The sequence below is a fragment of the Bacillus sp. FDAARGOS_1420 genome (assembly GCF_019344915.1).
GTDB classification, from domain to species: domain Bacteria; phylum Bacillota; class Bacilli; order Bacillales; family Bacillaceae_G; genus Bacillus_A; species Bacillus_A mycoides.
The window spans coordinates 482,121-502,738 of the sequence record NZ_JAHWJB010000001.1; the positions used below are offsets into that span (position 1 = coordinate 482,121).

15 protein-coding genes and 3 riboswitches are annotated in these 20,618 nt (G+C 35.5%); of the genes, 3 read left to right on the forward strand and 12 right to left on the reverse strand.

Annotated elements, in window-relative coordinates:
* Window positions 1–66 precede the first annotated feature (66 nt).
* From I6L50_RS02605 to I6L50_RS02615, 3 genes are read right to left on the reverse strand one after another with little or no spacing between them, the layout of a single operon-like run.
* Entirely contained in the window at window positions 67–321 is a 255-nt protein-coding gene (locus tag I6L50_RS02605; RefSeq protein ID WP_113937985.1) for a hypothetical protein, read from the reverse strand.
* 13 nt (window positions 322–334) lie between these two features.
* A complete protein-coding gene (locus I6L50_RS02610) occupies window positions 335–649 on the reverse strand; it encodes a thioredoxin family protein (RefSeq protein WP_219300375.1) in 315 nt (104 codons plus the stop codon).
* Between the two features lie 10 nt (window positions 650–659).
* Window positions 660–1,031: a DnaJ family domain-containing protein gene (locus tag I6L50_RS02615; protein WP_219300377.1), complete on the reverse strand. Its 372-nt coding sequence runs from the start codon at window positions 1,029–1,031 to the stop codon at window positions 660–662.
* A 521-nt stretch (window positions 1,032–1,552) separates the two neighbouring features.
* Between I6L50_RS02615 and I6L50_RS02620 the strand changes: the two genes are divergently transcribed.
* Window positions 1,553–3,577 (forward strand): glycosyl hydrolase family 18 protein, encoded by a 2,025-nt coding sequence (locus I6L50_RS02620; RefSeq protein ID WP_219300379.1) that lies wholly within the window; start codon window positions 1,553–1,555, stop codon window positions 3,575–3,577.
* 472 nt (window positions 3,578–4,049) lie between these two features.
* Here I6L50_RS02620 and I6L50_RS02625 read toward each other — a convergent pair whose 3' ends face one another.
* From I6L50_RS02625 to I6L50_RS02655, 7 genes are all read right to left on the reverse strand, one after another.
* The gene (locus I6L50_RS02625) at window positions 4,050–5,582 is read right to left on the reverse strand and encodes an ABC-F family ATP-binding cassette domain-containing protein (protein ID WP_219300381.1); all 1,533 of its coding nucleotides are present in this window, start codon (window positions 5,580–5,582) and stop codon (window positions 4,050–4,052) included.
* Between the two features lie 444 nt (window positions 5,583–6,026).
* Window positions 6,027–6,776 (reverse strand): ABC transporter ATP-binding protein, encoded by a 750-nt coding sequence (locus tag I6L50_RS02630; RefSeq protein ID WP_002139487.1) that lies wholly within the window; start codon window positions 6,774–6,776, stop codon window positions 6,027–6,029.
* Window positions 6,773–7,771 carry an ABC transporter substrate-binding protein gene (locus I6L50_RS02635; protein ID WP_002124979.1) on the reverse strand — a complete coding sequence of 333 codons (999 nt, stop codon included), beginning with the start codon at window positions 7,769–7,771 and terminating at the stop codon, window positions 6,773–6,775. The genes I6L50_RS02630 and I6L50_RS02635 overlap by 4 nt, the downstream gene beginning before the upstream one ends.
* Window positions 7,768–8,541: an ABC transporter permease gene (locus tag I6L50_RS02640; RefSeq protein WP_002091231.1), complete on the reverse strand. Its 774-nt coding sequence runs from the start codon at window positions 8,539–8,541 to the stop codon at window positions 7,768–7,770. The genes I6L50_RS02635 and I6L50_RS02640 overlap by 4 nt, the downstream gene beginning before the upstream one ends.
* Entirely contained in the window at window positions 8,513–8,833 is a 321-nt protein-coding gene (locus tag I6L50_RS02645; protein ID WP_000082898.1) for an MTH1187 family thiamine-binding protein, read from the reverse strand. Before I6L50_RS02645 ends, I6L50_RS02640 begins: the two co-directional genes overlap by 29 nt.
* Before the next feature lie 100 nt (window positions 8,834–8,933).
* Window positions 8,934–9,035, reverse strand: a riboswitch (TPP riboswitch).
* Window positions 9,036–9,086: 51 nt separating this feature from the next.
* The gene (locus I6L50_RS02650) at window positions 9,087–12,659 is read right to left on the reverse strand and encodes a non-ribosomal peptide synthetase family protein (RefSeq protein WP_374108348.1); all 3,573 of its coding nucleotides are present in this window, start codon (window positions 12,657–12,659) and stop codon (window positions 9,087–9,089) included.
* Between the two features lie 163 nt (window positions 12,660–12,822).
* Entirely contained in the window at window positions 12,823–14,562 is a 1,740-nt protein-coding gene (locus tag I6L50_RS02655) for a methyl-accepting chemotaxis protein (protein WP_219300383.1), read from the reverse strand.
* Window positions 14,563–14,704: 142 nt separating this feature from the next.
* A riboswitch (cyclic di-GMP riboswitch) is annotated at window positions 14,705–14,789 on the reverse strand.
* 282 nt (window positions 14,790–15,071) lie between these two features.
* Here I6L50_RS02655 and I6L50_RS02660 point away from each other — a divergent pair.
* A complete protein-coding gene (locus I6L50_RS02660) occupies window positions 15,072–16,385 on the forward strand; it encodes an anaerobic C4-dicarboxylate transporter family protein (protein WP_219300385.1) in 1,314 nt (437 codons plus the stop codon).
* A 117-nt stretch (window positions 16,386–16,502) separates the two neighbouring features.
* Here the strand turns inward: I6L50_RS02660 and thiE are convergent, their stop codons facing one another.
* Together thiE and thiM are read right to left on the reverse strand one after the other, a co-directional pair.
* Window positions 16,503–17,162: a thiamine phosphate synthase gene (thiE, locus tag I6L50_RS02665; RefSeq protein ID WP_219300387.1), complete on the reverse strand. Its 660-nt coding sequence runs from the start codon at window positions 17,160–17,162 to the stop codon at window positions 16,503–16,505.
* Window positions 17,163–17,175: 13 nt separating this feature from the next.
* A complete protein-coding gene (gene thiM / locus I6L50_RS02670; protein WP_219300389.1) occupies window positions 17,176–17,985 on the reverse strand; it encodes a hydroxyethylthiazole kinase in 810 nt (269 codons plus the stop codon).
* 72 nt (window positions 17,986–18,057) lie between these two features.
* A riboswitch (TPP riboswitch) is annotated at window positions 18,058–18,167 on the reverse strand.
* Window positions 18,168–18,395: 228 nt separating this feature from the next.
* On the opposite strand from thiM, the gene topB reads away from it, so the two are divergent.
* Window positions 18,396–20,585 (forward strand): DNA topoisomerase III, encoded by a 2,190-nt coding sequence (gene topB, locus I6L50_RS02675; protein WP_219300391.1) that lies wholly within the window; start codon window positions 18,396–18,398, stop codon window positions 20,583–20,585.
* Window positions 20,586–20,618: the final 33 nt, after the last annotated feature.

Genomic DNA, 20,618 nt, shown 5'->3' on the forward strand with positions numbered 1-20,618 from the left:
ATATGTAAGCCAACTAATTAAACGTTTGTTTAAAAAGAAATACGCCCCCTATAGGGCGTATTCTCATCAATCACCGCCGCCTCCACCACAGCTACCTCCACTATCTCCGCCAAAAGACCCTCCGCAATCATGTGAATGCCCGCCATCATGTGAACTATTACTATCAGATCCAGCAAAGAAAAATGATGGTGAGGAGGTGTTAGACGTACTATGTGTATTACTCTTTTTAGTAAGGTTTACTCTTCGATTATTTGATTTAACTGATGCTGCAATCATCCAAATTAAAGCACAAAATAGTAATGCTGCTATAACAAACCCCATATAAAAACCTCCCTTATTTTTTTACCAACTGAAGTACTCTCTCAATATTTTCAAGCGAAATAAAGCGCGATTCACGAAGGATCTCTTTTCCATTATGAAATAATAAAATTGTCGGCCCTGTAAATACCGCATATCGCCCTGCAATCTCTTGCATGTCTTGCAGTAATATTTCTACTTTCTCTACGTAATCATAATTCTCTAATACGCAATTTACTTTTCTTAACATAACATCACAAACACTACAATTTTCCGTTTTAATAAACAGCAGTACTAATTGTTGTCCTTCAATATATGTCGCTAATTCTTCTATCGTTTCAAATGTATTCATCTTATCCCTCTTAGCGTAATTTACGAAATACTTTATCCTGATACATACGAAAAGCTGAACTATCTTTAATCTTTCTCTTTTCCATTACTTGCTGAAAACGCAGCGTTTTTGCTGTTAACTCTTCTTGTAATTCTTTTCTCTCTACTTCATCATAACAGCACGCAATTAAGTCTTCTATTTTTAATATATCTTTTTGTAGTTCCATTTCTGGTGGAATCATACCTGCATTTTTCAAGATTTTATAACTCATTCTAAGTTCTGTAGGTACCATTGAAAGGTCTTCTAATTGTAGTGGTTTTCCTTTCCCCGGAATATGATCGAGATCACCATTCCGTATTGCTTGTCGAATTTTTTCTTCAGCAATGTTCAAAAAGACATCCACACCATTCGCTCCTTTACATATTTTTACTATTATTTTACATGATATTTTCTCATCTTGCTACGCTATTACAAATTGACTTTATACAATTTTTTCTCAAATTTAATTACAAGGAGCCTTTTCCTCCCTAATCAATATTTTATTTTCATGTGTAGTCTGTATTAGAGCCATTTAATATTGAGAAAATCTTTGCGAATCAAATAAAGCGTTTACACCAAATCTTGCATTTGCTACGATTTAATCACCCCCAGCTCCCTTGTATAGACTTCGTGATGTCTGATCATTTTTATCCCGCTTTAATGGGCAGTAAGACCCCCACCTCAAAATTTAGCGAAAGCAAAGAAGTTAGGTGGGGGATCAACTGCCCATAAAAGTCCGATTGGTTCAACTAATAATCAGTGGGGGATGAAGCCCCCCACTGATTAAAGTTTCACTTTATCTAGACGTTTCATACGTCTAGATTCACTTTGGTTTATTGGCGCATGCCTTTAAATATATCTTTTATTTTGAAAGGAGAAATGACTATGAGATCAAAAAAATTCACGCTACTATTACTATCCCTACTACTTTTCTTACCTCTTTTTCTCACAAACTTTATTACTCCAAATTTCGCATTAGCAGATTCACCAAAGCAAGGTCAAAAAATTGTTGGGTATTTTCCTTCATGGGGCGTTTACGGACGTAATTATCAAGTTGCAGACATTGATGCATCAAAGCTAACTCATTTAAACTATGCTTTCGCTGATATTTGCTGGAATGGAAAACATGGAAACCCTTCTACTCACCCCGATAATCCAAATAAACAAACGTGGAACTGTAAAGAATCTGGTGTACCACTGCAAAATAAAGAGGTCCCTAATGGCACTCTCGTACTCGGTGAACCATGGGCTGATGTCACAAAATCTTATCCGGGATCGGGTACAACTTGGGAAGATTGTGATAAATATGCCCGCTGTGGAAATTTCGGAGAACTGAAACGATTAAAAGCTAAGTATCCTCACTTAAAAACAATTATTTCAGTTGGTGGCTGGACTTGGTCTAACCGCTTTTCTGATATGGCCGCTGATGAAAAAACAAGAAAAGTATTCGCTGAATCTACAGTAGCTTTTCTTCGCGAATATGGATTTGACGGCGTTGATTTAGACTGGGAATACCCGGGTGTTGAAACGATTCCTGGTGGTAGTTATCGTCCTGAAGATAAACAAAACTTCACCCTTCTGCTTCAAGATGTTCGAAATGCATTAACGAAAGCTGGTGCAGAAGATGGTAAACAATATTTACTAACAATCGCGTCAGGTGCAAGCCAACGTTATGCGGATCATACAGAGCTAAAGAAGATTTCTCAAATACTGGATTGGATTAATATTATGACATACGATTTCCACGGTGGGTGGGAAGCTACTTCTAACCATAATGCTGCACTATACAAAGATCCAAATGACCCCGCAGCGGATACGAAATTTTACGTAGATGGTGCGATAGACATTTATACAAATGAAGGGGTTCCAGCGGATAAACTCGTATTAGGTGTACCTTTTTACGGACGTGGATGGAAAAGTTGCGGAAAAGAAAATAATGGGCAATACCAACCTTGTAAACCAGGTAGTGACGGAAAGCTCGCTTCTAAAGGCACTTGGGATGATTATTCTACCGGTGACACAGGTGTGTACGATTATGGTGATTTAGCATCTAATTATGTGAATAAAAATGGTTTTGTTCGCGGATGGAACGATGTAGCGAAAGTACCTTATTTATATAATGCGACTACAGGAACCTTTATTAGCTATGATGACAATGAATCTATGAAATATAAAACAGACTATATAAAGACAAAGGGTTTAAGTGGCGCAATGTTTTGGGAACTAAGCGGTGATTGCCGTACAAGCCCAAAATATAGTTGCAGTGGACCAAAATTACTTGATACGCTAGTAAAAGAATTACTTGGTGGACCTATTACTCAAAAAGATACTGAACCACCAACAAACGTAAAAAATATTACTGTTACAAATAAAAATTCAAACTCAGTTCAATTAAACTGGACTGCATCTACTGATAACGTAGGCGTTACTGAATATGAAATTACTGCCGGAGAAGAGAAATGGAGTACAACAACAAATAGCATTACAATTAAAAACTTGAAACCTAATACAGAATACACATTTTCAGTATTAGCAAAAGATGCTGCTGGTAACAAATCACAACCTACTTCTATTCTTATAAAAACAGATGATGCTAACACAACACCTCCTGGTGGAAATGGCAATGCTACCTTTTCAGTCACTTCAAATTGGGGAAGTGGTTACAACTTCTCAATTATAATTAAAAATAGCGGAACGACCCCTATTAAAAACTGGAAATTAGAATTTGATTATAACGGCAATTTAACACAAGTTTGGGATTCTAAAATTAGTAGTAAAATAAATAATCATTACGTAATTACGAATGCAGGATGGAATGGTGAAATTCCTCCTGGTGGATCAGTTACAATCGGAGGGGCAGGAGCAGGCAATCCCGCCGAACTTGTAAATACATCCATTAATGAAAACTAAACGTAACCTCCATTAATTATTTCACTAAAGTTTGAATTTAGGTTTGAGTGCTCTATCCTAAATTCAAACTTTTAATTTTATGAAAAATCACAATTTATATTATAATAACCTATTATAATTATATTTAGTTTCTAATATGAAGTTCGCGTGAAGTTCATCTGAATTTTACATGAATTTCCTTTAAGTTCTATTGTCTTCCCATACTAATCACATTATCCTTTACATATAGGAATCATTTCCATTCCATTTCAAACTATCTATATATATATAAAAGATAGTAGCCTATTAGGGAAAGGCATCTAGTATTATTATAAATATAACCAAAGAAAAAGAACTCTTATGGTGCGCTTATAAGCGCACCATAAGAGTTCTTTTTCTTACAATTCTCATTTGAGAGTTCTCGAAAATCATGTTAATCACAAAGAAAAGGCATTAGCTCATAAAAGCTAACGCCTTTTCTTTGTGATTATTGTTAAACGTTCCATTTTTCGATATTCCATATTTTCGTTATCCATGCTTCATAGAAAGAGGGCTCATGTGAAACAATTAAAACTGTACCTTTATATTGTTTTAACGCCTCCTGTAAATCCGTCTTAGTCTCTGTATCCAAATGGTTAGTTGGTTCATCTAAAATTAAAACATTGCTTTTAGTTACGATAAGTTCGCATAATCGTACTTTTGTTTGTTCTCCTCCACTTAATAACTGGATAGGTTTTAATACATGTTCTTCTTTCAATCCGCACTTTGCTAATGCTTGTCGGATTTCTTTTCTTGTCATATCTGGTCTCCCTGCCCATACTCTTTCTAGTGCAGTTATTTCTGAGGAAAATTCCTCTTGTGCAAAATAAGCGGGTTTTACTCGTTCCCCAACAGAAACTGAGCCGCCTAACGGTTTTATTTGTCCTAGTAATGTTTTTAACATTGTTGTTTTTCCAATCCCATTATGACCAATAATCGCAATCTTTTCCCCTTTTTTCACTTGAAAATCCAATTCTGGAAATAACGGTTCACCATAACCAATTTTCAGTTTCTCTACCTGTAATATACGACTCACTGGCTCAGTATAAACATTAAAATCAAAACGGGCGCGAGGTACATCATTAACCTTTTCAACCTTTTTCATTTTCTCTAATACTTTTTCACGACTTTTCGCTTGCTTCGCTTTACGAATTTTATTTTTTTGAATAAAACCCTCTAAATGTGCAATTTCTTTTTGTTGTTTCGCATACGCCGCTTGTAATTGTTTCCTTTGTAATTGATAACTTTGCAAAAAGGTTTCATAATCTCCCGCATAGCGCTTAACCTTTCGTTCTTCTAGATGATAAATAACATTCGTAATATTGTTCAAAAATATTTCATCATGCGAAATGATAATATAAGCTTTTTCATACATTTGTAAATATGATTGCAACCATTCTATATGTGCTGTATCTAAATAGTTAGTTGGCTCATCTAATAATAAAACATCCGCTTTTTCTAAAAGGAGTTTCCCAAGTAACAACTTTGTCCGCTGACCACCACTTAACTTTGAAACATCCTTTTCCAATCCTATTTCAAACAAGCCTAAGCCTGTTGCTACTTCCTCAATTTCTGTATGAATTTGATAAAAATTAGAATTCTCCAATATAGTTTGTAACTCTCCATACCTTACTAACAATTTCGCTACTTCTCCTGCTCCAGCCATCTCTTCTGTAAGTTTTAACATGTCACGTTCCAACTCATACAGGTTAGAAAACGCACTTTGCAAGTATTCTTCAATTGTTATGCCTTCTTGTAAATCTATATGCTGTTGCAAAAAGCCAATCTTCACATGTGGAAACCATTCAATGTTTCCATCATCATGTATAAGTTCTCCTGTTAACAAGCGTAATAATGTGGATTTTCCAATTCCATTTTTCCCTACTAGCCCAACATGTTCGCCCTTTAATAATCGAAAGCACGCTTTATATAAAATGGTTTTCTCACCATATGAATGACTTACATTTTCTACTGTTAATATACTCATTTTTTTCTCTCCTTTTCTTATGATCCATAAGCTAAATAGAGAGAACAACAGTATAAAGCCTTATTTAATTGTGCATATAAAAAATGGGTAAGGTGAATACACCTTACCCATTACATATTATCGTAAAAAAGGATTAAGGTTCTTTACCTGCTGTCTTCAATTTAGCTTAATCGTTAAAAATGGGCAGACTTCTCCCGTATCAAGCTAAAACCATTTGAAGAACAGTTGATAAAGTCATTTTATCCTTTCACTCCTTTAACATTTGTTATATTAAGAGTATAAACTACTCTGTTATATTCTATTCTCTATTTTTTCTTTTGTTCCTTCTTCCAATTTATCCGATGTTAATGAATCCACTGTTTCCCCTATAGATTTCATCTTTCTCCTTCAATAGAAAAAAGCCTCTTAACAGCAATTATACTAAAAACTGTTAAAAGGCTTTTTCTATTTTTTCATATAAGGAGCTAATACTCTTAAAATTTCTTCCTTATCCTTCTTTAACTCAAGAGATGTTAACATATCCATCGTTCGCGGCCTAGGTAATTCCACTTGTACCTCGCCAACTATTGATGCTGGTCTTTGAGATAAAATAAATACGCGATCAGAAAGTAAAATTGCCTCATCTAAGTCATGTGTAACCATAACAATTGTTTGCTTTTCTTGATGCCAAGAATTTAAGAGCCAACTATGTACTTCCATTTTTGTAAATGCATCTAATTTTCCAAAAGGCTCATCAAGTAGCATAATTGGCTTTTCACATAAATATGTGCGAAGGAAACTAATTCTTTGACGCATTCCACCTGATAACTCATCTGGATAATGGTCCGCATATTCATCTAGCTCAAACTGCTTTAATGCTTCCATTCCTTCTGTCAGCCTTTGTTTTTTAGGCTTTCCTTCAATTTCCAATGGAAGAACGATATTTTGCAAAGCCGATCGCCACGGTAGTAATAAATCTTGTTGCGGCATATAACTAACAACATCTTGTTTTTTTACATACTCTTCGTTATAAAACACTTCTCCGCTCGTTGGCTCTTCAACACTTGCAATCATATTTAATAATGTACTTTTTCCACAACCACTCGGACCTACAAAAGAGACAAACTCTCCCTCTTGTATAGAAGCACTAATATTTGCTAATACATTCTTTCCATCGAAAGCTTTTACAATATCTTTTATTTGTAATCCACTCATTTTTCACTTGGAAGGAATTCATTTGTAAAGGCATCTTTTACATCGATTTTCTTTTTAATAACTTTGTTGTCATATAAGAAATTCATGTAATTTGTCCAAATCTCTTCCTTCTGTACTCCCCACGCTTTTGCATCATCTTGATACTTTGTACTTAACCACTTTTGGCTTTCTTGTACTAATTCTTTATTCACATCCGGAACAGCTTTAATTAAAATATCCGCAGCTTCTTTCGGTTCTTTAATTGCAAAATCATAACCTTCTGTCGTTGCCGTCATAAATTTTTTCACAAAATCTTTATCTTGCTTCGTATGTTTTTCACTTGTAATAATAACAGGACTATAGAAATCAAGCGCTGGATCTAAGTCTTTTACCATAATTGTATTTAACTCTTTTCCTTGACGCTTCGCTTCAATTCCATCCCATCCATAATAAATCCATTCAAAGTCTGCATCACGACCGATTGATTTAAAGAAATCTGTTTGTCCAAGAATAATTTTTTCAACTTTATTAAAATCAGCTTGATGTTTCTCCATAATCGTCTTTAACGTCGCTTCTTCTGCTGGTCCCCCCCAGCCGCCATAACGTTTACCTTCAAAATCTTTCGGTGACGTCATATTATCTTTTTTTAGAGATGCAAAAGCAGAGGTATTATGCTGAATAATTGCACCAACAGAAACAACTGGGATTCCTTCAACACGAGCTAATGTTACATTTTCTTGTGCGCTTATCGCAAAGTCTGCTTTCCCAGAAGCAATCATCTGCTCTGCCGTTACATTATCACCAGGCTGGATAATTTCTACATCAAGCCCTTGCTTTTTGTAATAATCTTTCGTTTGCGCTACATATAAGCCAGTATGATTCGTATTTGGAAACCAATCTAAAACGACTTTTACTTTTTTATCTTTACTTGAACTTTCTTCTTTCTTCGCCGGATTACATCCGGCAACAGTTACTGCTAATAATGCAGCTAACATAATTTTTAAACCTTTTTTCATTTTCTGCCGCCCTTTCTGTATATCCATGGTGCTGTTATTCTTGCCATAAATTCAACAATAAAGTACAGACATAATGTCACCATGACGATAATCGCTGCAACACCAAATACTCGAGCCGTTAAAAAGGATTTTGTTGCTCTTGTAAGCATAACTCCTAATCCTTCACTGGCACCAAGCCATTCCCCAATAATCGCCCCCATCACACTATATGTAACAGCAATTTTTAAACCTGAGAAAAAGTATGGGAGTACTGCTGGAAACTTTACTTTCTGGTAAACTTGCCATTTCGTTGCCTTCATTGTTTGTAACAGTTTCAGCATATTTTTATCTACCGTTTGGAAACCTTCTAAAATGCTAAGCGCAATTGGGAAGAAACAAACAAGAATAACAACCATTACTTTTGGCAACATTCCGTATCCAAACCAAATAATAAATAATGGTGCGAGCACAACGATTGGAATTGTTTGCGAAATAACGAGCAATGGATTCATTAAAATCCGAAATAAAGGGATGACATCCATAATGATAGCAATACTCGTCCCAAGTAAAATTGCAAAAAACAACCCAATTATTACTTCCTGTAACGTTTGCACTGTATTCGGTAATAGTAAATCTTTCATTCCAATTAACTCTTGCACAATTGCAGACGGCTTCGGTAAAATCCACGGCTCAATTTTAAATAATGAAACAGATCCTTCCCATATAGCAATGAGAAGGATAAGCCAAATTGTTGTGATTATTTTAGATCGCTTCTGGTTTTGCATATTCATCACGGTACTTCCAAACTTTTTCGTCAATCGTTACGCCTGTACTTGGACGATAGTGAATTTTAATAGAAGTAATTACTTCTTCTGCTCCAGCATCGACGCAAGCTTGTTGCGCGCGTTTAATGACGTCAAGAAGTACATCTAATTCTCCTTCCAACGTTGTTTCCATTGCCCCTACTTCATAACGAACTCCCGACTGTTGTACAACTTCAATTGCTTTATCAACAACGGAATACACATCTTTGTTCTTCGCTTGTGGTACTACTGAAAATGAAATTGTAACTTGTTGTGACATAATAAAATCCCCCTTACAAAATATGGTTTCAAAAAAGAAAAGGCTTTCCTACCATGTAGGAAAGCCTTGTATACAAGTTATTCTATAATAACTTATGCTACATCACTTTAAAGTAACTCCCTACGCTGGCATTATCCAGATCAGGTTGAGGGTCGATGTATACTTACATCCTCTCAGCCAATTGGCTCCCCGGTTCTTAATTCGTTTTCATTGTAGCATGATTTATTTTATTGAACAAACAAAAGCGTACATATCATTTCATTATTTTTGGAAAATATCCAACTTCTTCACCATGAGCTAATAATTGCTGAATAAATTCTTTATTAATCGCTGGCACTACCAGTTCTTTTTTCTTAATCCATTCATTCGTTCTACGAGTACCCATTACAATTTCAGATTGCTGTGCTCCATCTCCTGCAACTTGAGAAGCAATTAGCTCTGCTATTACTTCATTTCCCTTCGCTAATTCAAGCCCGGTATTTACATATTCCGAAAGTGGAACCATTTCAAGGTTGTATCCACATCCCTCAATTAGCTTTATAAAATGTTCAAATTCAACTTGATATGGGTGACAGATGTGTAACATTTCTCCAGCTATTTGTGAATCTTGTACATATGTTACAATCGATTTACTAGCAAAATCAATTGGTGTAAAATCAATTTTCCACTTTACATTCGGAGCTTGTCCAATAAGTAACATCGCTTTAATCAGACGATAAAATGCATTTCCTTCAATATTTTGTTGGAACCTTCCTGTTTCTGAATGACAAGCTAAGTTACCCGCACGATAAATATTTCCTCGTACACCATCTTTTATCGCTTCACGAACAAGGTTTTCTGCCTGTAGTTTACTATTAGAATACACATTCTCCAACACCACATCGTAGTTAAAATCACCTGTTTTTTCATATATATCCCATTGATCCATCGCTAATTCTATCGGAATACCAATTGTTGAAACAAAGTGGAATGTCGCTCCTTCTTCAGTTAACGCTAGCATACGACCCGTTCCTTGCACATTCACATTTTCAAACTGAGCCACATCTCCAAAATGTCTTACATCTGCACCACAATGAATTACAGTATCAACCTTGGAACGAATGACTTTAAATTCTTCCTCACTCATACCAAGATTCTCTGCCCCAAGATCACCAGGTACTGCTGTTATACGTTGTAGCCATTCTTTTTTTATATTTTTAAAGTAATTTGTTAATGTATTAACAATTCTTTGTTGTATATCTTGCGTTGGTCTTACTAAGCAATAAATATGTGCTGTTGTATCTTTTAGTAATTCATACAATATGTGAGAACCTAAATAACCAGTAGCTCCTGTTAAAAAGATATTTGAAACTTTACCGTTTTTCACTTCTTTTATATGTGAAATTGTTGCTGGCTCATGAATTACTTTATATTCACGGAATACGTCTTCTTCCTCTACTTTTAATTCCCTTTGAATTTGCGATAACCTATATATTGTGCGTTCCTGGAAAAAGTCTTGAATTGTTAAATGCGGGAAATCCTCTTTAAGCAAAGTTAAAACTCGTAATACCTTTAATGAATGCCCACCAACTGTAAAGAAGTCGTCATGGACACTAACTTTTGAGACACCTAATACATCAATCCAAGCTTTTGCTATTTTTTCTTCCGCTTCAGTAGATGGTGCGATATATTCTTGTGAACGAACTGGCTCATACTCTTCTTCCAGTTGTGCTAATCGCTTCACATCAACCTTTTTATTTGGTGTAAGTGGCAGTTCATTAATATAAATTAACTTAGATGGCACCATATAATCTGGTAATTGTTCTCTTAAATCGTGTATTAAGGTTTCCATAGCAACTTCATTAACAGTTGTATAGAAAGCAACTAAATAATGACTACCTTCTTCACTTTTCTTCGTAAATACAACGGCATCTTTTATCATTTCATATTTTGCAATTGTATTTTGGATTTCACCTAGTTCAATTCGGTGCCCTCTAATTTTCACTTGATTGTCTTTACGGTGTAGAAATTCAATATTTCCATCTTCCAATATTTTAACAACATCACCTGTTTTATATATCCTACTATCATAATTTAAGGGGTGTGGAATAAACACTTCTTCTGTTTTCTCTGGCTTATTAAAGTAACCTTTCGCGATACCTACTGATTCTATATATAATTCTCCTGGAATACCAATTGGACAAACTTTCATATTGTCATTTAATATCCAAACTTTATAATTATCCGCTGGCTTCCCAATTGGAATACTAGCAAATTTATCATTTAACTCCGCTGGAATTGGATAAGTAGTTGTTGTAATTGTACATTCTGTCGGACCATATGCATTATTCAATTGAACATGAGTACCAATTCTCTGTCGCCATAATTTCACTACTTCAGCAGTAAGCATTTCTCCACCAACTGCAATTCTCTTTAATGAATCCAACTTATATTTACTTTCATCTGGAAGGTATGTTGCTACTTGTTGTAAGAAAATTGTAGCTAATCCTAAAATAGATGTTGCCTTTTCTTTATAAATTGCATTTGCAAAAGCATCGACTGAAAGTCTTTGCTCATCTAATAAAACATATACATTTCCACCACAGAATAATGAAGCAAATAACTCCCAAATAGACGCATCGAAACTAAATGATGGAAACTGTGCAAAAACATCTTCTTCAGTTAATCCATAATGTCTTTGCATCCATGTACATAAATTAACTACCCCGCGGTGCGCAAGCATTGTTCCTTTCGGGTTTCCTGTAGAACCTGATGTGTAGATCATATATGCAATATCATCAAGATGAATTAACAATTTCACATCTGCATCTGAAAACTTTTCAATATTATAAAGAGACAACTCTCGAATGCCTTCATACGGAATTTTTGTTTCTTTTGTTAGCACTAATTTCGATTGGCTATCCTCAATAATATACTGCACCCGATTGGCAGGATAATCTGGATCGATTGGAATATACGCAGCGCCTGCTTTTAAAACCGCTAATAAACTTACTACTGTATCAATACTTCGTTTCATGAAGATACCAACATAATCACCTTGCTTCACTCCATTATGTAATAACATATGAGCGATTTGATTACTCCTTTTATTTAGTTGTTCATATGTTAATGTTCCTTCTACTGAAGACAAGGCTATACGATTTGAAAACTTTGTTACTGTTTCATAAAACATATCGGAAATACTCTTATTCGGATATGGTACTTCTGTATGATTTATCTCTTTATATATTGCTAACTCTTCTTCTGGAATAATATCCATAGATACAATACATTGCTTCTCGTTTGTAATTCCTTGCTGTAATACATACTCAATTTGCTCTATATAACGAGTCGCTGTTTTTTCTTCCAATTGCATTTTATTATAAGAAACCTCAAAGTAATTATTCTTTAATTCAATAAAGTTCAACTGACTATTTCTATTCTCTTTTCCTACTGTAACTGCAGGTTTCCCCCATTTCCCCTCATCATATTGTAATAATACCTTTTGTACTTCTTCCATGTTTTCTAACTGCACAATTTGATCATTAATTTCTACTTTTAGCTCTTCATAAGAAAGTTCCTCTGAAATCGTAATACATAACGGATAACTACTCTGTTCCATATAATGAGGAATCACTATACATTTTTCATTACTAACATGATGCAACCATACAAAAGTAGCGACTATTATATCTAACTTACTATGTTCGATCGCTTGTATATCCTTAATTTTCATCTGCTTATATTCGTTTACTTGAAAATCCTTCGGTATCATAAGTGGTTCATAATTTTGTTGCAAAAATTGTTCATATCTCTCCACATATGAACGTTTTAAGAAAATACTCATACTGAATCCTCTCGCTCTCCATAAAATAAAGTGAAACTTTAATCAGTAGGGGTGTTCATCCCCCACTGATTAAAGTTTCACTTCTAACATCCTTAAATTCAGATATTAGACTGTTAATTAAAGAAATAAAGGTGCAGATTATATCTACACCTTATATTTTTTATTAACTTTTAAATTCTCCAATCAACTCTTGTAGCTCCTGTGAAAGCCAACTTAAAGATGTAGCTAATTCTGCAATATCTTGTACTGATATTTCTTGCTCCTTCATACTTTCTTCAACATTACTACTGCTATTCGCATAAGTATTCGCGATATGTGATAATTCATTTACGACTTGAACGATATTCTGGCTATTTTGTAAAATATCACCTGAGTTGCTAGAAACAGCCCTAACTTGATCTGTAACAGACTGTGCTGACTTTGAAATTTTCTCGAAGAACGCACCACTACTTTGAACAAGAGTAATTCCAGATTCTACTTCTTTTGAACCTTTCTGCATTGAAACTACAGCCTCTTCTGTTTCAGTCTGCGTTTCACTAATTAATTTCGCTATATCTTTCGCTGACGTTTCAGTTTGTTCTGCTAATTTGCGCACTTCATCAGCAACAACTGCAAACCCTCTTCCAGCTGCTCCAGCACGTGAAGCTTCAATAGAAGCATTTAAGGCTAATAAATTTGTTTGATTTGAAATACCTGTAATTACAGTTACAATATCACTAATTTCTTTTGACCTTGTTTCTAACGAATAGATGATAGAAGATAAATCTTGTACTGCATTTTGGATTAAACTCATTTGATTAATAATTTGTCCAATGACTTCATTACCTTCAATTGAATGTTGCTCCATACCTTCTGAAGCAACTGCAACTTGTTTCGCAGCCCCAGTTATCTCTTCTACCTTATTTTCCATTCCATGTACAATTCCTAGGCATTGTTGTACTGAAGTTTCTTGAGATTGCGCTCCTACTCTTAAACCTTCAATAGAACTTGCAATCTCTTGAACTGCCATACTGTTTTCCTCTGTACTTGCCGACAATTCTTGTGAAGAAGAAGAAACTTGCTCAGCAGTCTGTCTTACTTTATCTATAATCCCTTTAAATTTATCAATCGTATTATTGAAATATACATTAATAATTCCAATATCATCTGGTCTTTCTTTTAATTTAATACTTAAATCACCTTCACCAATCTTACGTAATCCCTCTCGTAAATCTTTTAATGGAGCTAACGAGTGACGTACGATAAAGAATTGAGTAATAGTTGCCATTGCTAATGAAATAATAATAAAGAGTATACCCTGTATCACAAAATCCTTCTTTGTACTAGGAACGATAGAAGCATCTAAGTCAGCCGCAACAATTGCAACAATATTGTTTTCTCCATCTGTAATTGGCTCTAATATTGTCACCCACGAACCTAATTCATCTTCATATACTTCTGTCATCTGAGCCTTTTTCGTATCCATCACTTTATCGTATGCATTCATCCAATGAGCGGGTTGTTCATAATAATCTCCCGGCTTTACAGGGACTGCATTTGTTAACTCTGTAGTCAAACCAACGAGTTGTAACTCTCGCTTTTCATTCGCTTTTGCTCCTGTAACATACGTTTGTCCAACACTTTTCAATTCTTTTGACACTTCATCTAATTGCCCTGTTAACTTTTCTTTTTTCACTCTTTCGGCTGTAGGGTCTTTCGTCATGTCTCTAACTAATTCTACATCCAGTTTTTTTAGCACTATCTCTCCCGTTTCAATAGACTGTCTTTCAAATAAAGACATCATACTATTTTGAAACATGTTGAAGCTTAATGCACCCATACTTCCAACAAGCGTCAAAATAACTAAGACAGTTAATAAGACGTTCTTTTGAAGAAATGATAACTTATGCCAATACTTTTTCACTAATATTCACCTTCCTTAATTATCAAAATTAAAAACAAAAAAAACAAAATATACGAATATTTTGTTTGGAAATGATTCTCACTATGTTCGAGAATAAAAAAAGACCAATGAAAAGAGCATTGGTCAAGACCAACCCTATCCGTCCGGTAACTGGCTAGCGTAGCCTTTCGACCTTAGCTCCTGTAGTTTTGCGTCCTAATGTTTCCATCAGTTTGCCTTTCTCGCTGAACGAGTTGAACGATATGGGAGTTCTATGAGAATTAAATTATTCTCTATCAAAGATTACAACATAAAAATTAAAATGTCCACCCATTTGTACATATAAATATAAAGTTTTAACGGATTATTTTTTCGAAATAATTTAACAAAGTACGTAAATGTTACATTTCTTGTGTTATATAATAAAAAATGTATATAGAATAAGGATTATTACGGATGTTTATTTAATTTTCATTCAAATTAAATTATTCAAACATATCTTAACTTACGAATTTCGGAGGTAGTTTATCATGTTTTGGCTACAATTTCTTACGTTACTAATCTGCATTTTTATTGGTGCACGCCTGGGCGGAGTTGGTCTAGGAGTAATGGGTGGCGTTGGTATGGCAATACTTGTTTTCGTCTTCCACTTACAACCTACAGCTCCTCCTATTGATGTAATGCTTATGATTTTAGCAGTAATTACAGCTGCCGGTGCTTTGCAAGCTGCTGGAGGAATGGATTACCTTGTCTACCTTGCTGAGAAAGCATTACGAAAAAATCCAAAGCGTATTACATTTTTTGCTCCTATTGTTACTTATTTATTCACGCTATGCGCGGGAACTGGTCATGTCGCTTATTCTGTACTTCCCGTTATCGCCGAAGTATCTCGCGAATCAGGAATTAGACCTGAACGACCAATGTCAATTGCCGTTATCGCTTCCCAGCAGGCAATTACAGCTAGTCCAATATCGGCTGCAACAGTTGCGCTTTTAGCAATGTTAGCCGACTATAAAATCACCTTGTTAGATATTTTAAAAGTCAGTATCCCTTCTACTTTTATTGCTTGTATGGTAGCTGCATTCGTTGCTAGTAAAATGGGAAAAGAATTAAATGAAGACCCTGAATACTTGAAGCGATTAAAAGAGGGAATGATCCCTAAACTTGAAGAGAAAAAAGAATTTTCGGGTGTAAAAGGCGCTAAATTATCAGTTATCCTTTTCCTAGTAGGAACTTTCCTTGTCGTACTTCTTGGTTCATTTGAAGCCCTTCGTCCGGGATGGATGGTTGACGGAAAGTTAGCTCGTCTTTCCATGCCAAACACAATTGAAATGGTCATGTTAACCATTGCTGCTCTTATTATTATTTTCTGTAAACCAAATGTGGAAAGCATTGTAACTGGTAACGTCTTTAAAGCAGGCGCAACAGCAGTTGTTGCTATTTTTGGTATCGCTTGGATGGGAGATACTTTCTTCAACGGAAACTTAAATATAATTCAAGGATCAATTCAACACTTAGTGACAAGTGCACCATGGTTATTTGCTATTGCACTATTCATTCTATCTATTTTACTGTATAGCCAAGCAGCAACAGTTCGTGCTTTAGTGCCACTTGGACTATCACTTGGTATTCCACCGGCATTACTTATTGCGATGTTCCCTGCAGTAAATGGATATTTCTTCATTCCAAACTACGGGACAATCGTTGCTGCAATTAACTTTGACCGTACTGGTACAACAGGAATTGGTAAATATGTTTTAAATCATAGCTTTATGATTCCGGGCCTGATCGCAACCTTTACTTCTATTGGAATTGGAATGCTCTTAATTTCAATTATGTTTTAAAGAAAAAGCACAAACCTTTATTTAAAAAGGTTTGTGCTTTTTTAATCAAACGTTTGTTTAAACTTTTTTGGCAGTCTATTCCTCCATATAGCATTTAAAATATTACATGGGCTTTTTCTACAAACTCTTATTTACTTCCTCAACTAATTTCTTCGTACTTTCATACGCAGATTCCGCTAAGCTAATCGCTGAAATAACTGAAACACCATCCGCACCCGCTTCTATAACAGAAGCTGTATTTTCAATTGTAATCCCACCAATCCCAACGATCGGTATTGTAATCTCTTGTTCCCTAAAATACTTTAGACCTTTCGTTCCTTGAACCGCTTTTGTATCTTTTTTCGTACTCGTCGGAAAAATTGGACCAACTCCTAAATAATCGGCTCCATTTTCAATCGCCCAGCGTGCTTCTTCAATTGTATGTGTAGATACTCCAATAATTTTATCTCTCATTTTTTTACGAACAGATGTAATTCCTTCATCATCTTGTCCAACATGCACGCCATCTGCATCTAACTCGAGGGCTAGTTCCACATCATCATTTACGATGAATGGTACATCGTACTCCTTGCAAAGCGCTTGCAGTTCTTTCGCAAAATCAATACGTTTCTCTCCCGTTAAAGCCCCTTTCCCCTTTTCACGAAATTGAAAAATTGTTATACCGCCTTCAAGTGCATCTCTCAATACTTGTAGTGGCTCCTTCGTACAATTGTTACTTCCCATAATAAAATATACTCGTAATAACCTAGACATTTCATCCATTGTAATGCGCGACATCTAGTTCCCCTCCTTACTGTATAACCTCAATCTTTCCATACTTCTCAATATCATCTGAAGTTGTATTCGCTAACTGATTTAAAAATTCAATTTGAAAGCTTCCTGGTCCATTCTCTACTGTTTTCGAAGCCGCTATTTCTGCTGCTACTCCATAGAATGTTAATGCGGCTACTGCTGCCTTTACATAATCCTTTTCTACCGCTACAAATGCTCCTATTACAGAAGTTAGTAAACAACCTGTTCCAGTAACTTTCGTTAAAATAGGATGGCCATTTCGAATAAGAATACTTCGCTCTCCATCTGTAACAACATCTTCTTCTCCAGTAATTACCGCAACTGTATTTAATTCATCCGCTGCCTGTTTTGCAATATTTACAACATTACCGTTTCCAGTACCAGCATCTACACCTTTAATTTCCCATTTTTCATTAATAACGTTAGCTATTTCAGCTGCATTTCCGCGAATAACAGCTAAATCGATTTCAGCTGGAATATATCTCGCGACTTCTGTTCGATAAGAAGTTGCTCCTGCCCCAACTGGATCAAACAATACTGGTACATCATTCGTATTTGCTGATTTACCAGCAAGTAACATCGCTTCTACCTCTTCAGGACGAAGTGTACCCATATTTAAAACAAGGGCTCCCGCAATGCTAGCCATTTCTGCTACTTCTTCTTTTGCATACGCCATTACAGGTGATGCTCCTAATGCTAACAAACCGTTTGCTGTAAAATTTGTTACAACAACATTTGTAATATTATGCACGAGTGGATTAGACTCTCTCACCAAATCCACTACTTTACTAATTTCTTTCATATTCATCCTTTTCATCTCCTAACTTTAATGATGGGAGATACACAAAAAGGCACTTTGCGCGTACGCAAAGTGCCTGAACATGTGCTTTTACACTCTCCCTACGCTGGCATTATCCAACAGGTTCAAATGGTCAATGACGGATTAGTCATACTCTCAGTTTGCATCCACAAACTCCCATGTGTTTATTATTCATCTACTTCAAAGTCTACTCTTATTCTAGTAAAATAACAAGTTCTTTACTTTTATAAAATGATAGAGATCATAACTCTCCTGGTTCAACCATTCTTCGCCTTTATATAAGTAAAACTCTCACACGTATATTTCACCACAAATAACTCAAACCGTCAGCAAGACTGAATAGAACAAAGATGTATGCTATATTTAACGTATGGAAATTTGAAAGGATGTTTTTAAACATGGCAAAAAGTATTGTAATTGCTGAAAAACCTTCTGTTGCACGTGATATCGCACGTGTACTGAAATGTGATAAAAAAGGGAACGGCTATCTTGAAGGTAGTAAATATATTGTTACTTGGGCTTTAGGTCATCTCGTTACATTAGCTGATCCAGAAAGCTATGATGTGAAATATAAACAGTGGAATTTAGAAGATTTACCAATGCTACCGGAGCGTTTAAAACTAACCGTTATTAAACAAACAGGGAAACAGTTTAACGCTGTAAAAAGTCAGCTTCTTAGAAAAGATGTAAATGAAATCATTATAGCTACTGACGCCGGTCGTGAGGGAGAGTTGGTCGCACGCTGGATTATCGATAAAGTTAAAATGCAGAAACCGATTAAACGTCTATGGATTTCATCTGTTACCGATAAAGCAATTAAAGATGGCTTCGCAAATTTAAAACCAGGAAAAGCATATGACAATCTATACGCTTCAGCTGTCGCACGTTCAGAGGCTGACTGGTATATCGGACTTAATGCGACTCGAGCATTAACTACTCGCTTTAATGCCCAACTAAATTGTGGTCGTGTTCAAACACCTACTGTAGCCATGATTGCAAGCCGTGAAGATGAAATCAAACATTTCAAAGCTCAAACTTACTATGGTATCGAAGCTCAAACAGCTGAGAGATTAAAGCTAACTTGGCAAGATACAAAAGGAAATAGCCGTAGCTTTAATAAAGAAAAAACTGATGCAATCGTGAACAAAATTAGTAAACAAAATGCTACTGTTGTAGACATTGATAAAAAACAAAAGAAATCGTTCGCTCCTGGTCTTTACGATTTAACTGAACTACAACGTGATGCGAATAAAATATTTGGTTACTCTGCGAAAGAAACATTAAACATTATGCAAAAATTATATGAACAGCATAAAGTTTTAACGTACCCTCGTACAGATTCACGCTATATTTCATCTGATATTGTCGGCACACTTCCAGAGCGTCTGAAGGCTTGCGGAGTTGGAGAATACCGTCCTTTAGCACATAAAGTATTGCAGAAACCTGTAAAATCTAACAAATCATTTGTTGATGATAGTAAAGTAAGTGATCATCACGCAATTATTCCAACAGAGAGCTATGTAAACTTCTCAGCTTTCACAGATAAAGAACGTAAAATTTATGACTTAGTTGTAAAACGTTTCTTAGCTGTTTTATTCCCAGCCTTTGAATATGAACAACTAACATTGCGCACGAAAATTGGTGATGAAACGTTCATCGCACGCGGAAAAACGATTTTACATGCTGGTTGGAAAGAGGTTTATGAAAATCGATTTGAAGATGATGATGCAAGCGATGATGTAAAAGAACAAATCTTACCTCGCATCGAAAAAGGCGATACATTAAACATAAAACTAATTGTCCAAACATCAGGGCAAACGAAAGCACCTGCACGTTTTAATGAAGCAACATTACTTTCAGCGATGGAAAACCCAACAAAATACATGGATACGCAAAACAAACAACTTGCTGACACGTTAAAGTCGACTGGTGGATTAGGTACTGTAGCTACACGAGCTGATATTATCGACAAGCTATTCAATTCGTTCTTGCTTGAAAAACGTGGTAAAGATATTCACATTACTTCAAAAGGCCGTCAGTTACTTGATTTAGTGCCGGAAGAACTGAAATCTCCTACACTAACTGGTGAATGGGAGCAAAAGTTAGAAGCTATCGCTAAAGGAAAATTAAAGAAAGAAGTATTCATTTCAGAAATGAAGAACTATACGAAAGAAATTGTTGCTGAAATTAAATCGAGTGATAAGAAATATAAACACGACAACATTTCAACGAAGTCTTGTCCAGACTGTGGTAAACCAATGTTAGAAGTAAACGGTAAAAAAGGTAAAATGCTTGTATGCCAAGATCGCGAATGTGGTCACCGTAAAAATGTATCCCGCACTACAAATGCACGCTGTCCTCAGTGTAAAAAGAAGCTAGAACTTCGTGGTGAAGGAGCAGGCCAAATTTTCGCATGTAAATGTGGCTATCGCGAGAAACTTTCTACATTCCAAGAGAGACGTAAAAAAGAATCCGGCAGCAAAGCTGATAAACGCGACGTTCAAAAATATATGAAACAGCAGCACAAAGAAGAAGAACCATTAAATAATCCGTTCGCAGAAGCTTTAAAGAAATTAAAATTTGATTAAACAAAAAGGTTCCTACCGCTATCGGTAGGAACC

What these genes read in the sequence shown, in the direction of transcription:
- I6L50_RS02625 (WP_219300381.1), bottom strand. Translation starts at nt 5,582, where the DNA reads ATGAGTATATTAACAGTAGAAAATGTAAGTCATTCATATGGTGAGAAA.
- thiE (WP_219300387.1), bottom strand. Translation starts at nt 17,162, where the DNA reads ATGTCGCGCATTACAATGGATGAAATGTCTAGGTTATTACGAGTATAT.
- I6L50_RS02660 (WP_219300385.1), top strand. Translation starts at nt 15,072, where the DNA reads ATGTTTTGGCTACAATTTCTTACGTTACTAATCTGCATTTTTATTGGT.
- I6L50_RS02620 (WP_219300379.1), top strand. Translation starts at nt 1,553, where the DNA reads ATGAGATCAAAAAAATTCACGCTACTATTACTATCCCTACTACTTTTC.
- thiM (WP_219300389.1), bottom strand. Translation starts at nt 17,985, where the DNA reads ATGAATATGAAAGAAATTAGTAAAGTAGTGGATTTGGTGAGAGAGTCT.
- I6L50_RS02635 (WP_002124979.1), bottom strand. Translation starts at nt 7,771, where the DNA reads ATGAAAAAAGGTTTAAAAATTATGTTAGCTGCATTATTAGCAGTAACT.
- I6L50_RS02605 (WP_113937985.1), bottom strand. Translation starts at nt 321, where the DNA reads ATGGGGTTTGTTATAGCAGCATTACTATTTTGTGCTTTAATTTGGATG.
- I6L50_RS02645 (WP_000082898.1), bottom strand. Translation starts at nt 8,833, where the DNA reads ATGTCACAACAAGTTACAATTTCATTTTCAGTAGTACCACAAGCGAAG.
- I6L50_RS02650 (WP_374108348.1), bottom strand. Translation starts at nt 12,659, where the DNA reads ATGAGTATTTTCTTAAAACGTTCATATGTGGAGAGATATGAACAATTT.
- topB (WP_219300391.1), top strand. Translation starts at nt 18,396, where the DNA reads ATGGCAAAAAGTATTGTAATTGCTGAAAAACCTTCTGTTGCACGTGAT.
- I6L50_RS02630 (WP_002139487.1), bottom strand. Translation starts at nt 6,776, where the DNA reads ATGAGTGGATTACAAATAAAAGATATTGTAAAAGCTTTCGATGGAAAG.
- I6L50_RS02610 (WP_219300375.1), bottom strand. Translation starts at nt 649, where the DNA reads ATGAATACATTTGAAACGATAGAAGAATTAGCGACATATATTGAAGGA.
- I6L50_RS02640 (WP_002091231.1), bottom strand. Translation starts at nt 8,541, where the DNA reads ATGAATATGCAAAACCAGAAGCGATCTAAAATAATCACAACAATTTGG.